The 14,930-nt window shown below is 58.5% G+C and carries 16 protein-coding genes; 11 read left to right on the top strand and 5 right to left on the bottom strand.

Features of this window, described 5'->3' with window-relative positions; all coding sequences use genetic code 11:
* Positions 1-16: 16 nt before the first annotated feature.
* Positions 17-616, bottom strand: coding sequence for an FMN-dependent NADH-azoreductase (locus tag GM668_RS17375; protein WP_155440219.1), 600 nt, complete (start codon positions 614-616; stop codon positions 17-19).
* A gap of 121 nt (positions 617-737) precedes the next feature.
* Between GM668_RS17375 and GM668_RS17370 the strand changes: the two genes are divergently transcribed.
* The 3 genes from GM668_RS17370 to GM668_RS17360 are packed head-to-tail and all read left to right on the top strand — an operon-like array spanning position 738 to position 2,330.
* A complete protein-coding gene (locus GM668_RS17370) occupies positions 738-1,649 on the top strand; it encodes a LysR family transcriptional regulator (protein ID WP_155440218.1) in 912 nt (303 codons plus the stop codon).
* Entirely contained in the window at positions 1,639-2,073 is a 435-nt protein-coding gene (locus tag GM668_RS17365; protein ID WP_155440217.1) for a GNAT family N-acetyltransferase, read from the top strand. The genes GM668_RS17370 and GM668_RS17365 overlap by 11 nt, the downstream gene beginning before the upstream one ends.
* The gene (locus GM668_RS17360; protein WP_170305684.1) at positions 2,070-2,330 is read left to right on the top strand and encodes a DUF7661 family protein; all 261 of its coding nucleotides are present in this window, start codon (positions 2,070-2,072) and stop codon (positions 2,328-2,330) included. Before GM668_RS17365 ends, GM668_RS17360 begins: the two co-directional genes overlap by 4 nt.
* On the opposite strand, the gene GM668_RS17355 is transcribed toward GM668_RS17360, so the two are convergent.
* From GM668_RS17355 to asd, 3 genes are all read right to left on the bottom strand, one after another.
* On the bottom strand, positions 2,327-3,073 hold the full coding sequence (locus GM668_RS17355; RefSeq protein WP_155440216.1) for a hypothetical protein: 747 nt from the start codon (positions 3,071-3,073) through the stop codon (positions 2,327-2,329). The genes GM668_RS17360 and GM668_RS17355 overlap by 4 nt on opposite strands.
* Before the next feature lie 243 nt (positions 3,074-3,316).
* Complete coding sequence (locus GM668_RS17350; RefSeq protein ID WP_155440215.1) at positions 3,317-3,985, bottom strand: thiol:disulfide interchange protein DsbA/DsbL; 669 nt, start codon at positions 3,983-3,985, stop codon at positions 3,317-3,319.
* 24 nt (positions 3,986-4,009) lie between these two features.
* Positions 4,010-4,855 (bottom strand): archaetidylserine decarboxylase, encoded by an 846-nt coding sequence (asd, locus tag GM668_RS17345; protein WP_170305683.1) that lies wholly within the window; start codon positions 4,853-4,855, stop codon positions 4,010-4,012.
* 135 nt (positions 4,856-4,990) lie between these two features.
* Between asd and GM668_RS17340 the strand changes: the two genes are divergently transcribed.
* From GM668_RS17340 to GM668_RS17330, 3 genes are read left to right on the top strand one after another with little or no spacing between them, the layout of a single operon-like run.
* Entirely contained in the window at positions 4,991-5,446 is a 456-nt protein-coding gene (locus GM668_RS17340; protein ID WP_155440214.1) for a hypothetical protein, read from the top strand.
* 8 nt (positions 5,447-5,454) lie between these two features.
* The gene (locus GM668_RS17335; RefSeq protein WP_229499470.1) at positions 5,455-7,791 is read left to right on the top strand and encodes a GAF domain-containing protein; all 2,337 of its coding nucleotides are present in this window, start codon (positions 5,455-5,457) and stop codon (positions 7,789-7,791) included.
* The gene (locus GM668_RS17330; RefSeq protein WP_155440213.1) at positions 7,788-8,711 is read left to right on the top strand and encodes a LysR family transcriptional regulator; all 924 of its coding nucleotides are present in this window, start codon (positions 7,788-7,790) and stop codon (positions 8,709-8,711) included. Before GM668_RS17335 ends, GM668_RS17330 begins: the two co-directional genes overlap by 4 nt.
* Positions 8,712-8,715: 4 nt before the next feature.
* Here the strand turns inward: GM668_RS17330 and GM668_RS17325 are convergent, their stop codons facing one another.
* Positions 8,716-9,567, bottom strand: a complete 852-nt coding sequence (locus tag GM668_RS17325; RefSeq protein ID WP_155440212.1) for an aldo/keto reductase — start codon at positions 9,565-9,567, stop codon at positions 8,716-8,718.
* A gap of 118 nt (positions 9,568-9,685) precedes the next feature.
* Here GM668_RS17325 and GM668_RS17320 point away from each other — a divergent pair, with 118 nt between their 5' ends.
* From GM668_RS17320 to GM668_RS17300, 5 genes are all read left to right on the top strand, one after another.
* Positions 9,686-11,755 carry a TonB-dependent receptor family protein gene (locus tag GM668_RS17320; protein WP_155440211.1) on the top strand — a complete coding sequence of 690 codons (2,070 nt, stop codon included), beginning with the start codon at positions 9,686-9,688 and terminating at the stop codon, positions 11,753-11,755.
* A 5-nt stretch (positions 11,756-11,760) separates the two neighbouring features.
* Positions 11,761-12,894, top strand: a complete 1,134-nt coding sequence (locus tag GM668_RS17315; protein WP_155440210.1) for a PepSY-associated TM helix domain-containing protein — start codon at positions 11,761-11,763, stop codon at positions 12,892-12,894.
* 220 nt (positions 12,895-13,114) lie between these two features.
* A complete protein-coding gene (locus GM668_RS17310; RefSeq protein ID WP_155440209.1) occupies positions 13,115-13,408 on the top strand; it encodes an H-NS histone family protein in 294 nt (97 codons plus the stop codon).
* Positions 13,409-13,591: 183 nt separating this feature from the next.
* Entirely contained in the window at positions 13,592-14,206 is a 615-nt protein-coding gene (locus GM668_RS17305) for an LON peptidase substrate-binding domain-containing protein (protein ID WP_155440208.1), read from the top strand.
* 95 nt (positions 14,207-14,301) lie between these two features.
* The gene (locus GM668_RS17300; RefSeq protein WP_155440207.1) at positions 14,302-14,928 is read left to right on the top strand and encodes an FMN-binding negative transcriptional regulator; all 627 of its coding nucleotides are present in this window, start codon (positions 14,302-14,304) and stop codon (positions 14,926-14,928) included.
* Positions 14,929-14,930 lie beyond the last annotated feature (2 nt).

Raw genomic sequence — 14,930 nt, 5'->3', positions numbered from 1 at the left:
GAATTAACGTTGTCGATTACACCAGAATTGCGTTAATTTGTTCGTCGGCTTCAGCCTGTGCCTTGGCAACCGCTTCAGGACCCATGCCCATGCCTTCCGCGTAGACGAATTGCACGTCTTCCAGGCCCAGGAATTTCATGAACAGTTTCAGGTGCGGTTCTTGCAAGTCGGTCGGGCCATTGCGGTGCATGCCGCCACGCGACAGCGCGAACACCACTTTCTTGTTGCCCAGCAGGCCGACCGGGCCCGTTGCCGTGTATTTGAACGTCACGCCGGCGCGGGCAATCGCGTCGAACCACGTTTTCAACTGTGCAGTGATGCCGAAGTTATACATCGGGGCGCCAATCACGATGACGTCCGCTGCCTGGACCTGGGCGATCAGCGCATCGTCCAGCGCCACGCGGGCTGCTTGCTCTGCGGTGCGCTGGTCAGCCGGGGTGAACAGGGCCTGCAGTGCTGCTTCGTCCAGTACCGGGTGCGGGTTGGCAGCCAGGTCGCGGCGGGTGACGGTGGCACCGGCATGGGCGGCGGTCAGTTTGGCGACAATGGCGTCAGCGATGCGGGTGGATTCGGAACCGTTGCTGCGTGCGCTGGAGTTGATTTGCAGGATGTTCATGTTGTATCTCCTAGTGTTGGGTTCGGTGCTGCGATGGGTGTACTTTATCAATTCCAAAAATGTAGAAAAAGCCGGTAAAATGGATAACATTCGTCCATTAATGGAACAATAATCGAACAATATGGCCATCGATCCCAATGATTTGCTGCTGTTTTCCCGCATTGTCGAATGCGGCAGCATCAGTCTGGCGGCGGACCGGCTGCAATTGCCAAAGTCGACGGTGTCGCGGCGCCTGTCCATGCTGGAAGGCGAGCTGGGCGAGCGCTTGCTGCAGCGGACCACGCGCAAGCTGGTGTTGACGGAATTCGGCGCCAGCCTGCTGGAACATGCGCGCAAGGTGGCGGAAGAAACCGAAGCGGCAGGCGCACTGGCGCAGCACCGGCAGCAGGCGCCCAGCGGCTTGCTGCGCGTGTCGATGCCGGGCGACTTTGCCAATTACACGATGGACCGGCTGCTGGCGCGGTTCCTGGCGCAATTCCCGGCGATTTCGCTGGAGCTGGATTTGTCGCCACGCCGGGTTGACCTGGTGGCGGAAAATTTTGACGTGGCCATCCGTATGGGCGCTTTGCCCGATGACTCGACGTTGGCCGCGCGTCCCGTCGCCATCAGCCGCATTGGCTTGTACGCGGCGCCGTCTTATACGGCCGTGCACGGTTTGCCGGAACACCCGGACGATTTATTCAAACACGACTTATTGAGCTTGCCGAAAGCGCATAACGGCATGACACGCTGGACCTTATACCGTGGCAAGACGGAATGGCAGCGCGAATTGCCGGTGCGGATGATGGCGAATTCACCGGAATTGCTGGTGCGGATGGCGTGCGCCGGCGCGGGCATTGCACTGGGTACGGAATTGTTTGCCCGCAAATTCCTGCAAAGCGGGGAATTGGTGCGCATTTTGCCGGAATGGTGCATTCCCGCTGTGACGGGCTGGGCGGTGTTCCCGGGCCGCCGCCTGATGCCTGCGAAGACGCGCGCGTTCCTCGATATGCTGGAATCAATCAACGACAGTGGAGAAAAAATTGGATCGTAATGGGATCAGGCAGGCCGTATTGGACGATATTCCCGGCATGCACCGCGTGCGGCTGGCCGTGCGGGAAAACCGGTTGACGAGCAACCGCATCACGGAAGCGAGCTATGTGCCGGAGTTGACGGTGACGGGGCGGGGCTGGGTGGCGGAGCGGGATGGCGTCATTGCCGGGTTTGCGATTGGTAATCTGCAGACGGGCAATATTTGGGCGCTGTTTGTGGATCCGGAAGCGGAGGGCGTCGGGCATGGCCGCCGTTTGCACGATGCGATGGTGGGCGCCATGTTTGACGCCGGTTTATCGCGGCTGCATCTGGGAACCGCGCAGGGGACGCGGGCCGAGCGGTTTTACCTGGCCCAAGGGTGGCGCGCTACCGGTATGGATGGCGGCGACGTGTTGATGGAATTAACGCGAGGAGATCGATCGTGACGGAACACCGTTTCAATGTGTTCGGCAAACAGGTGGTGATTCGTGCCAAGGGTGGCGGCTGGGACGCATTTTACCCCGGCACCGACGGCAAGCGCCGCCCGGCCGACTTTATCGTGCCCGGCGATATTGCGGAAGCGGATTTGCTGGAGTATCTGGCGGATTTGTTCCACGAACACGCGACGCCGCGCAACCATGCGGTGACCAAGCTTCCGGCAGTCGATGCGTCAGGCGATAGCGTAGCCGGGCACACCGGCTAGCATCGTTTCCTGCTGGCTGATTTGCCGGCCCGGCGTTTCCCGCCTTTCCAGCTGGGCCGGGGTGCATGGGCTTTGGAAGATGGCGGGCTTTCGGTTGCCGCTGGACTGGCAGCGGGCGCAGTCTCATCGATTGCCTGGCGTTTTTCAGAGAATAGCTGCTCTAACTGGAAATACGGAATTTCAATGCCCCGTGACGGCCGGGTGTCGATGTAGTGCTGTTGATACGGGCCAGCCGGTGGCGCGGGCTTCGCTTCCTCTTCATCGGCTACAGCGGTCTGCCCAGGGTCGAACAGCCGCGCCGTGACAGCTTGCCGCACGGCGCGGCACGCATCGGCGCGCACCCAGTCTTTATAGCCGGGGAAGCGCAGCCAGACAGCCTTCCACGCATTGCGGTTGCCGCTGCCCTGCAAATTCGCAAAGGCTGACGGCGACAGGCTGAATTCACCGTATTTGATGGCCGAACCTTCAACCACAGCAAAGTAAGGCTGGCGGCCAAAGCTGGCGCGCAGCACTGTCCCTTCGGGCAGAAAGACTTGTTTCCATTGGTAGCCGTTGGCCGAACCGTCGGTTGGCGCTTCCGTCTTCGCCGCGTTTTCCGGCTGCCGCTGCATTGCAGCGGCCATCGCATCGCAAATCGCGCCTTCAATTTCCTGGCTGCTCCAGAACAGGCCGGTGTGCTTGCTGAATGCCTCCATCAAATCCACCGGCATGTAGACGGTACGGTTCGTGTAGGACGTGGACATGGGGTGCCTCCTTCCCAAAGGCCGGTTTTACTAACCAGTACTAACCACAAGGAAGCCATACGGCTTCACTATATCGGCTACTAAACTTAGACCGGCGCAGTAAGGATTAGTTCCCTGGCGCGATAGATTTATTTAGGAAGGGACAGTGGTGGATATGGAAGGTTCGTATGATTTAGTAAGGACGGAAAATGCGAGGCATATCATCGCTGCGCGGCCACCTGCCAGATGCGCCGCGCCAGATAATTACTTTGCCATTTCCTGCTGCGCCTTCTGCACCAGCGCATCGGCCACCTGGAACGTAGCGCCATCGAGCGAGGCGCGCGGCATGTCCTGGTTGGCTTCGATCACCATCGATGGCGTCGTCAGGTAGCGGCCGTTGATTACCAAGGTTGGCGTGCTGTCGACCTTGTAGCTGGCCATCAGCTTGTCCAGGTTGTTCAGCCGCGTCAGCACGCCAAACGACGTGTACGCATTCATGAACTTGGCCTTGTCGATGCCTTGCTTGACGGCCCATGCAATGTTGTCTTCATCGGAGCGCAGGCGCTGGCGTTCCACGTGCCACGTGTGCAGCACCTTGTCGTGCATGGATACGTCCAGCTGCAGCGCTTCCAGTGCGAGGAACAAATGCGCTTCCGGATCATTTTGCATGTGCGGCATATGGATGCGGCGGAAGTTGATGTTGTCGCCTTGCTTCTTCACCCATGCGGCCAGCGATGGTTCCAGCGCATTGCACGCGGGGCAGTGGTACATGAAGAATTCAATGACTTCGACTTTCTTGCCGGCCGGCGCCACCGGCATCGGCGAGGCCAAAGTCTGGTACTCGGCGCCATTGCGCGGCGCGGTGGGCGATGCTAATGCGAACCCCGCCGACAGCAGGGCAGCCGCCAGTGCGGCGGTATGGAACAAGCGCATAGGAAATCCTTAACGAATAATGACTTAACGCAGATTGGCCATGGTCTCGCCCAGCCGTACAGGGCCGGCCGGCTGCCAGGCTTCATTGAAATGCAACTGGTCTTTCGGGAACAGCATGACGACTGTGGACCCAAGCAGGAAGCGGCCCATTTCCTCGCCTTTTTTCAAGACGATTTTCTGGTCTTCATAGGTCCACTCTTTGACGTCCGCATGGCGTGGCGGATTGACAACGCCGTGCCACACGGTTGCCATGCTGCCGACGATGGTGGCGCCCACCAGCACCAGCACGAACGGGCCATTGGCTGTATCAAATACGCATACAACCCGTTCATTGCGGGCAAACAGGCCGGGAATACCGCGGGCCGTGGTGGGATTCACGGAAAACAGCGAACCCGGCACGTAAATCATGCGCGTCAGGCGGCCATCGCACGGCATATGGATGCGGTGGTAGTCGCGCGGGCTTAAATACAGGTTGGCAAAACTGCCGTGGCGGAATTTCGCCGCCAGCGCGGCATCGCCGCCCACCAGCGCCGTGGTTGAAAAATGGTGGCCTTTTGCCTGGAAAATCTGGTCGTCATCGATGGCGCCGAACTGGCTGATACGGCCATCGACCGGGCAAATAAAGTCGGCTTTCGCCAGCGGACGGGCGCCAGGCTTCAGCGCGCGGGTAAAGAATTCATTAAAACTGTGATAACTCGCGATATCCGGATTCGCCGCCTCGGCCATATTGACGTCGTATTTTGCGACAAACCAGCGGATCAGCCGCGTAGTCATATTGCCGCCCTTGGCGCCGGCAATACGTCCGGCGAAATTAGTCAGCGCCCCTTTGGGCAGCAGGTATTGCGGTAAAACAGCAAGGCGGTCGGACACAGTTATGTTACCTATCAATATAGACGAATACGCATTATAACGGCGCGTTTGGGCCACGGTGAAAAATTGCAAAGCATCTGCTTGGCGAGGTGGGCCTGCAATGACTCGGTTATATCTGGATGGTATGATTGATGCATGACAAAAAAGGCCGACGTTTTTATTGCACCAGGGGAGCCCGATGCGCTGCATTTGGCGCTGTCCGAGGTGCGCATGCTGCAGCGGACCGTGATGGAATTGCGTACCGCGCTGGAACAGGCGCACCATGAGCGCGCGCGCATGGTGCAAGATGCGTTGGCCTCGTCGCATAACGAACTGCAGCAAATGCGCGCCACGGTGCTGTCGCTGCGCGAAGCGCTGGAACAGTCGCGCATGGAGCGGGAAGCGGCGCTGAAGACGGCTACCGCGGGAGCGCAGGGGGAAATTACGCAATTGCGTGAAACCGTATCGGTCTTGCGCACGGAATTGGAGCGGGTCAGCCGGGAACAGGGTGAAGCTGCGCAGCAGGTGGCCACGGCGCACCGCGCCGAAGTGGTGCAGCTGCACGAAACGATCCGCGCATTGCGCGATGTACTGGAAGCACGGCAAGCATAGTCGATCGCATGAACTTTATGGACAAGAGCGCGCTTGAGCCGCGCATAAAAAAGCCTGACAGCGCACCGGCCAGTGCTGCCGCAGCCGCCAAGGCCAAGGCAGGCGCGCAGTCCCGCCGTTTGCGGCAAGTGGAATTGCTGCTGGAAGTGTCGCGTCGCATGGCGGCCTTCGATACGCTCGACGAAATCCTGACGGCGCTGGTGGAAGTCACGACGGAAGAATTGGGGGCGGAGCGGGGCACGCTGTTCCTCAATGATGCGGAAACCGGCGAACTGTTTTCCCGCGTTGCGCAAGGTGAAACCCAGCGCGAAATCCGCTTTTTAAACACGTCCGGTATTGCAGGCCATGTGTTTACCACGGGCGAGCCGCTGCTGATTGCCGACGCCTACGCGGATGGCCGCTTTAACCGCGCGATTGACGAGCAAACGGGTTTCGTGACCCGCAATATCCTGTGCGTGCCGATCCGCACGTTCAAGGGGGAAATTATCGGCGTGTCGCAAACGCTGAATAAGAAGAAGGGCAAATTCACGCGCAATGATTTGCAATTGCTGGAAGCGCTGACGACGCAAGGCACCTTGGCGCTGCAAAGCGCGCGCTTCCTGGAAAGCATGAAGAAAGTGCGGCGCCAGGAAATGGAGTTCATCGACGTCGTGTCGGAAGTGACGGCCGACATCAAACTCGGTTCGCTGCTGCAGCGCGTGATGGGCGAAGCCACCCGGCTGCTCAATGCGGAACGTTCGACCCTGTTCCTCAACGATGAAAAGACCAATGAACTGTGGTCGGAAGTGGGGCAGGGCCTGGAATCCATGCAAATCCGTTTGCCGAATTCGGCCGGTATTGCGGGCGCCGTGTTCACCTCCAATAAAACCATCAATATCCCGTACGCGTATGCGGACTTGCGTTTTAATCCCGCATTCGACAAGCGCACCGGCTATTTCACCCGCTCGATCCTGTGCGTCCCCATTGTCAATAAAAATGGCAAGACCATTGGCGTCACGCAGGTATTGAATAAACGGGGCGGGCCGTTCACCAGCGAAGACGAATCGCGGCTGCGGGCATTTACCGCGCAAATTTCCATTGCGCTGGAAAACGCCAAGCTGTTTGCCGACGTCCAGCAAATGAAGAATTACAACGAGGCCATGCTGGAATCCATGTCGAACGGTGTCATTACGCTCGACGGCCAGGAAAAGATCGTGACCTGCAATGCCGCCGGCCTGTCGATTTTGCGCGCCGACGCCGCCGCCATGCTGGGCCGTTCCGCGCATGAATTCTTCACGGGGCCGAACAGCTGGGTGGTCGACAAACTGCGGCAAGTGGAAGAAAACCAGTCAGCCGGCCATATGATGGATGCGCCGCTGATTGTTGGCGATGAAACCATCTCCGTGAACTTTTCCGTGCAGCCGCTATTGTCGGTGGAGAAAAAACGTATCGGCTGGATGCTGATGCTGGACGATATCTCCAGTGAAAAACGCTTGAAAGCTACGATGTCGCGCTACATGGACCCGAATATCGCGGACCAAATGGTGGCCAATGGCGCGGAAATGCTGGGTGGTAAAAACGTGACGGCCACCGTGCTGTTTTCCGACGTGCGCAGCTTTACCACCATTACCGAACAACTGGGCGCGCAAGGCACGGTGGCGCTGCTCAATGAATATTTCACGATGATGGTCGATTGCATCCAGCGCGAAGAAGGCATGCTGGATAAATTCATTGGCGACGCCATCATGGCGGCATTCGGCATTCCCGTGCCGCATGAAGATGACCCGGACCGCGCCATGCGCACGGCCATAGCCATGATGCGCGAGCTGCGCGCGTGGAATGCGCCCCGCATCCGCGATGGCAAGCTGCCGCTCGATATCGGCATCGGCTTGAATTCCGATTCCGTCGTGTCCGGCAATATCGGTTCGAAAAAGCGCATGGATTACACCATCATTGGCGATGGCGTGAACCTGGCGGCGCGGCTGGAATCGGCGTGCAAGCAATATGGCGCGCATATTCTGATCAGCGAATTCACGTACCGCGCGCTGCGCGGCACGTACCGCGTGCGCGAACTGGATATCGTCGTCGTGCAAGGTAAAACCAAGCCGGTATCGATTTATGAAGTGATGGACTTCCACACGGATGAAACGTATCCGCATTTGATCGATGCCATGGGCCTGTTCCGCAATGGCGTGACGCATTACCGCAAGCAGAAGTGGGCGGCGGCGCGCCAGGCATTCCAGGAAGTGCTGGCCTTGAATCCCGACGACAAGGCCGCGAAGATGTATATCGACCGCTGCAACCGGCTGGAAGCCGACCCGCCGCCGGAAGACTGGGACGGCGTCTACATCATGCAAAGTAAATGAAAATCCCCCGCAGCACGCTGGAACAATGGCAGGTGCTGCAAGCCATTGTCGACTGCGGCGGCTATGCGCAGGCTGCCGAAGCGCTGCACCGCAGCCAGTCGTCCGTCAGTTATATGGTGGCGCGCCTGCAAGAACAGCTGGGCGTGGAATTACTGGAAATCGATGGCCGCCGGGCGAAGCTCACGAAAAGCGGCGATGCGTTGCTGCGCCGTGCACGCGCCTTGCTGGATGATGCGTTTCAGCTGGAAGAATTTGCCCGCAGCCTCAATGATGGCTGGGAATCCGAACTGCGCTTTGCCGTCGACAGCCTGTTTCCGTCGGAATTACTGGTGCGTATCTTGCGCGAATTCGAACCGCTGGCCCGGCATACGCGCGTCAATCTGGCGGAAACCATTTTGTCGGAATCGGAAGACGTATTGCGGGAAAAGCGCGCCGATATCGTCATAGCCAATTATGTGCCGGCCGGTTTTTTAGGCGATGCGCTGCTTGATATTGAATTTGTCGTCGTCGCGCATCCTGCGCATCCGCTGCACAGCCTGGGGCGCGACATCAATGAAGATGACTTGAACCGGCATTTGCATATTGTCGTGCGCGACGCCGGTGTATTGAATCCCCGCGATTATGGCTGGCTCAATTCCACGCAGCGCTGGACCGTGACCAGTCCCGCCACCCGCAGTGAAATGGTGAAGGCGGGCCTGGGTTATGCGTGGATGGCTACCCACAAGATCGCGGGCGAACTGGAACGGGGCGAATTAAAAGCGCTGCCTTTGCGGGCCGGGCAAAAGCGCAAGTTGACGCTGTCGCTGATTATTGCGAACACGGAGCGCCCGGGTCCTGCTGCGTGCCAGCTGGTAAAAATTATCCGCTCCGTGATTGCCTGCCATTGCCGCGATAAAGGCGGCGGCTGTCCGGCAATTTAGCGGCTTAACGCATATCCAGCGGTGTCCCTTTGCGGGGGCGGGGAAAACCTTTATCCAGGTCCGCCAAATCTTCCGCCGTCAAAACAATATCGGCCGCCTTGCGGTTCAACTGCACGTGTTCCGGATTGGACGATTTTGGAATCACGATCACCTGGTCTTGCCGCAGCAGCCAGGCCAGCGCGATTTGCGCCGGTGTCGCGCCATGCCGTTCCGCCACCGCTTGCAGCGTGCGGTTACCCAGCAAGACCCGCTGTTCGCCAGGCGTCGATGATTCCAGCGGCGAATACGCCATCACCGGCACATTGTGCTGCTGCGACCACGGCAATAAATTCCATTCAATGCCGCGCCGCGTGAGATTAAATAACACCTGGTTGGTCACGATATCTTTGCCGCCGGGCAGCGAGCGGGCTTGCTCCATATCGTCGAGGTCAAAATTCGACACGCCATAATCGCGGATCTTGCCGGCCCGTTTCAATGCCTGTAATCCGTCCAGTGTTTCCGCCAGCGGCACGGAACCGCGCCAGTGCAGCAAATAGCAATCCAGATAATCCGTCTTCAAGCGTTGTAAACTGCGCTCGCACGCCAGCTGCACGCCGCGCACCGTGGCATTGTGCGGATACACTTTGCTGACCAGGTATACACTGTCGCGGCGGCCCTGTATGGCTTCGCCGACAACTTCCTCCGCGCCGCCATCGCCATACATTTCCGCCGTATCGATCAAGTTCATGCCCAGGTCCAGCCCTGATTGCAGGGCGCGGATTTCCTGTTGGCGGCGGGCGTCATTTTCTCCCATGTTCCACGTACCGAGCCCCAGCGAGGGCATGGCGCGGCCGGACGATAACTGGACTGGCTTCATAGTGATGGCTCCATCGGATTGCGGTTACACGATGTTACACGATCGTTACCATTTCAGTAATTGAGAACAATTCTCATTATGACTATAATAGTTTCTTTATGAATTAATTTCCCGCCCAATGTATAACGCTCCCGTTTTGCGCCGTAACGCCATTGCCACCGCCTGCCTCGTCTTGACCGCCAGCGCGGCGCTGGCCCAAACCGATACTCCCGAAGCCCAATTGGAAACCGTCCAGGTGACGGGCAACTGGCTGGGTTCCGGCCAGCGCAGCGTCAAAAACTTTGGCGGTGCGCGCACGGTGGTCAAGCGCGACGACTTCCAGCTGACGGGTGCAGACAGTATCAGCGACGTACTGCGCTCCGTGCCAGGGGTGCAAATCACCGACAATTCGTCGTCCGGCGGCAGCGCGATTTCACTCAATATCGGCGTGCGCGGGCTGGAAGGGCGCTATTCGCCCCGTTCGACCATCTTGCTGGACGGCGTGCCCTTGTCGGTGGCGCCATATGGCCAGCCGCAACTGTCGTTTGCCCCGGTATCGCTGGCCAATATCGATGCGATTGACGTGGTGCGGGGCGGCGGCGCCGTGCGCTATGGCCCGCAAAACGTGGGCGGCATCATCAACTTCAAAACCCGCGCCATTCCTGAGCGTGATACCGCCATGGATGCGTCGGTACGCTATAACAAGTACGACGGCGGCAACAGTTCGACGCAGGCCAGCGCCTTTGTCGGCGGCCGCATTGACGGCGGCCTGGGCATCGCCATGATGTATTCCGGCCTGGAAGGCGACGGCCCGCGCGCGCACAACCGCGACAAGGTCAATGATTTCGCGCTGAAATTCTCGTACCCCTTGACCGCCACGTCGGAAGTCAACGCCAAGTTTTCGTACTTCGACGCCTGGTCCGATACGCCGGGCGGCCTGACGCGCGAACAATATGAAGCCGATGCCCATGCATCGTTCCGCACCGGCGACTTCTGGCGCGGCCACCGTAAGGGCCTGGACGTCAGCTATATCAACACGCTGTCCGATACCCGCGAAGTGGAAGTGCGCGCGTATTTCAACCAGAGCTTCCGCCAAAGCTTGCTGGGCAATGGCCAGGACAAGGCGCTGACGCAATTTGCCAACAGCCCGCGCCACTATAACGTGGGCGCCATCGAGCCGCGCTATACGGAGCGCTTCACATGGGGCGGCGCGCGCCACGACGTGACGGCCGGCTACCGCTACCTGCAAGAGCGCGCCGATGAAAAGAACATCAATTTCAAGCTGGCCGACAGCTCGCGCACGGAAACCCGCAATTCGGAAAACAGCACGGACGCCCACGCCATCTACGTGGATGACCAGATCGCCTTTGGCCAGTGGCGCGTGACGCCTGGCCTGCGTTTTGAAGACATCAAAATGGGCCGCTACAACGTGCTGACCAAATTCGACCAGGAAATCAGCAATACCAAGGCGCTGCCGTCCGTGAACGTGGCGTATCTGCTGGATAAGGCGACGACGTTGTACGCCAACTACAACACGTCGTTCGGCAGCATCCAGCACTTGCAGCTGAATTTGCAAAGTTCGGCCGATACGCTGCAGCCGGAAACCGCGAAGACCGTGGAACTGGGCGCGCGCTATGCGGCCAACGGCTGGCAGCTCGACGCCACGCTGTTCAACCTGGACTTCTCGAACCAGATCGTGTTCGTCAACACGGCGCCCGTGTTTTATCAAAACCTGGGCAAGACCCGCCACCGCGGAATCGAGTCGCGCGCCGAATATGCGTTTGGCGGCAAGTTGAACGGCCTGTCCGTGTATGGCACGTATGCGTACACCAAGGCCACGCAAGGCGAGGGCAAATATGCGGGCAACGACGTGCCGTTCTATTCGCGCATCGTCGATACGGCGGGCGCCCGCTATAAGATCGGCAACTTCGTGGCCGATCTCAGTTCCACCCACCAGTCCAAGCAATATGCGGACGATGCCAATACCGTGACGGAAAACGCCAGCGGTTCGCTGGGCCTGATCCGCGGCTACCGCCTGTGGAACGCCAGCGTGACGTACGTGATTCCAGGCGACCAGCGGTTTGAAATCCAGGCAGGCGCCACCAACCTGGCCAACAAGAAAACGTACACCCGTACCACGGACACCAACCTCGGCATGTTGCCCGGCGCGCCGCGCATGGCGTACGTGAATGTGCGCACGGCGTTTTGACGGCAATGAAGGCAGCCGCGCGCCACTGGCTGACGGCCCTGCATCGCTGGGCCGGCTTTACGCTGGGCGCGCTGTTTGTGCTGATGGGCCTGTCGGGCACGGTGCTGGTATTTGACGAGGAACTGGACGCGGCATTGAACCCCGCCTTGTACCACGGCGGCTGCGCTTCAGCTTCTACCGCACCTGTTGATGCCGCGCTGGCGGCAGATGCGGTTCAGGCACGGTGGCCCGGCGCCAGGCCGGGCTTCGTGTATTTGCCGGAACAGCCGGGCGGCATTTACCGCGTGACGTTTAAAGCGCCCAAGGTGGCGGATAACGAAGCCATGGTGGACGCCTGCGGTATCGTGCTGGGCAGCCGCGACCGGCAAGCCGGCACATTGGATGCGCTGCATTTGATGCCGACGCTGCAAACCTGGCATTTGAATATGTTCCAGGGAAAAGAAGGCCGCATGGCGCAAGGCTATATCGGTTTGGCCATTGCTGTGTTATTGATTGCGGGGCTGGTGTTGGCGTGGCCTAAATCCGGCCACGGTATTAAGAAATGGCGCCGCGCGTTGCACGTCAAATTGAACCAGCACCGTTACCGTACGCATTACGATTTGCACCGCGCGGCGGGATTGCTGTTTATGCCGCTGTTATTGGTGCTGGCATTGACCGGCTTTTATAACGGCTTGCCGGAACTGGGGCGTTCCCTGGTGGCCGGTGTGGCGCCGGTGGCGGCGGACCGCCGTGCACTGGCGCTGCCAAAACTGGAAAAAGGCGAAGCGGCGATCAGCTGGAAAGAAGTGCAGGCGATAGCCGCTCCGTATTTGACAAATGGTACGCAATTAGTGGCGATTGCCCGCCAGCCAGAACGCGGTTTATATCAGGCGCGCATGCGCCGCGCCGACGATAGCCAGCGCTCAGGGACTTACCGTTTATTTATCGATATGCGCACGGGGAAAGTCCTGCAAATATCGAATCCCCGCGCCGGCGAATATGCGGACATCTTCCTGGCATCGCTGTTTCCACTGCATTCCGGCCAGCTGGGCGGACCGGCAATCAAATGGCTGATTGCGTTGTCTGGATTGCTACCCGCATTGTTCTTTTTTACCGGCATTACTACTTGGTTACTGCGCCGAAAAAAACAGCTGGTATGACTGCAGAGTTTCATCTACGCAATTCCCTTATTTCCATCTTTCGCGTTGCGCAATTTATGCATCATGCAACGAATATGCGCACGCTATTAAATTTGACTAGAATAACTATGTCTTCTTATGGTAAATTGCGTTATTGAATTCTCACGGATTGTCACACAGGTTTTTCTCGCAACCGTGGGCCCGTCGGAAAATTCGCCCACCATTCAATAAGGAAGCTGAGATGACTACTTATCAGGAATATCAGGCAAAGATTGCTGAACTGCAGAACTTGGCAGAAAGTGCCCGCAAGGAAGAACTGAGCAAAGCCAAGGAACAAATCGCGACGATTATGCGCGAATACGGCCTGAGCCTGGCTGATCTGGCTGGCGTTGGTAAACCAGCAAAAACCCTGAAGCCACGCGCACCGGTACCAATGAAATACCGCGACGACGCCACTGGCCAAACCTGGACCGGCCGTGGCCGCGCTCCAAAGTGGCTGGAAGGTAAAAACAAGGATGACTTCCTGATTAAATAAGTTCGCTTGCAACTGCACGCCTTGCGCTGTGCAGTTCCCTGAAAATCCGGCATGCGCCTGTGGCGATGCCGGATTTTTTTTGCCGGTGGCGCGGATTTGTGGCTTTCGTGCTGAAAGGCGACATTTTCATGCCTGGATGCATGAATTTGAGGCAGAGGAAAGCCTGTTGTGCGAAGATGAACCATGCACGAGATTCCTTTATTCCCGCTCAATACCGTGCTTTTTCCCGACGGCCACTTGCCGTTGCAAGTGTTCGAAGTGCGGTATCTGGATTTAATCCGCAAATGCATCGCCAGCGGCGATGAATTTGGCGTGGTCGCGCTGTTTGCCGGCAACGAAGTGCAGCGCCCGGAGCAGCACGAAGAACTGGCTGCCGTCGGCACCATGGCGCGCATTACCGAATGGAGTTCGCCCGTGACGGGTTTGCTGCAGGTGACGTGTGTCGGCACGCAGCGCTTCCGTATCGAACTGGCGGAACAGTTGAAACATGGTTTGTGGATGGGGGAAGTGGAAATGCTGGAAGGCGACCGCGCGCTGCCGGTGCCGGAAGAACAGCAAGATGTGGCCGATGCGCTGGCCGCCGTTATCCGCTCGCTGGAAAAACGCCAATTGCCGCCGGCGCAAATGCCGCTGCGGCCACCGTATAAACTGGAAGATTGCGGCTGGGTGGCCAACCGCTGGTGTGAATTGCTGCGGCTCGGGCTGGAACACAAGCAATTGATGATGGCGCAGTTGAATCCCGTGCTGCGGCTGGAACTGGTGCAGGATGTATTAAGTGAAAACGGCTTGCTGGCGTAATCCAGCCTGGCTCCATAAAATTAATCAATAGTGGCTCTCGTGATAGCTCCACCGGCCCGATATACTGAGATTTTAATCAGGGGTGCCGGATCGCCATGTATTGCCAGCCTCAATTCAAGCAAGACCGTCTCGACCTCCAGCACGATTTGATCCGCAGCTACCCGCTGGGTATGCTGGTCGTCGCATCGCCATCGGGTGTCACGGCAGATTTGCTGCCATTTATGCTGTATGCGGATGAAGGCGAATGCGGTGTGCTGCGCGCCCATGCGCCGCGCGCGAATCCCGTATGTGGCGCGTTGCTGGAAGGAGCGGAATGCCTGGTGGTATTCCAGGGACCGGATGCGTATGTCAGTCCGTCGTGGTATGCCAGTAAAGCGGAAACGCATAAAGTCGTACCGACGTGGAATTTCACGATGGTGCAGGCACGCGGCAATGCGCGGCTGGTGGACGATGCGGCTTGGCTGCGCCGCCAGCTCGATGATTTAACGGATTTTAAAGAAGCGCGTTTGCCGCAGCCATGGAAAGTATCCGATGCGCCGGCGGATTTTATTGCCGCTGTCACTCGCGCAATTGTTGGCATAGAAATTCCCATTGCATCGATTGCCGGTAAATGGAAAACCAGCCAAAACCGCAGTTCAGCAGACCGTGCGAGCGTCGTGGAAGGCTTGCAGCAGCACGGCGAAAATGAAATGGCCGCACTGGTCGCTGCGACGCTGGCTTAAAT

It is taken from the genome of Pseudoduganella ginsengisoli, assembly GCF_009720865.1.
GTDB classification, from domain to species: domain Bacteria; phylum Pseudomonadota; class Gammaproteobacteria; order Burkholderiales; family Burkholderiaceae_D; genus Rugamonas; species Rugamonas ginsengisoli.
This window is presented reverse-complemented; position numbering and strand designations above follow the sequence as displayed.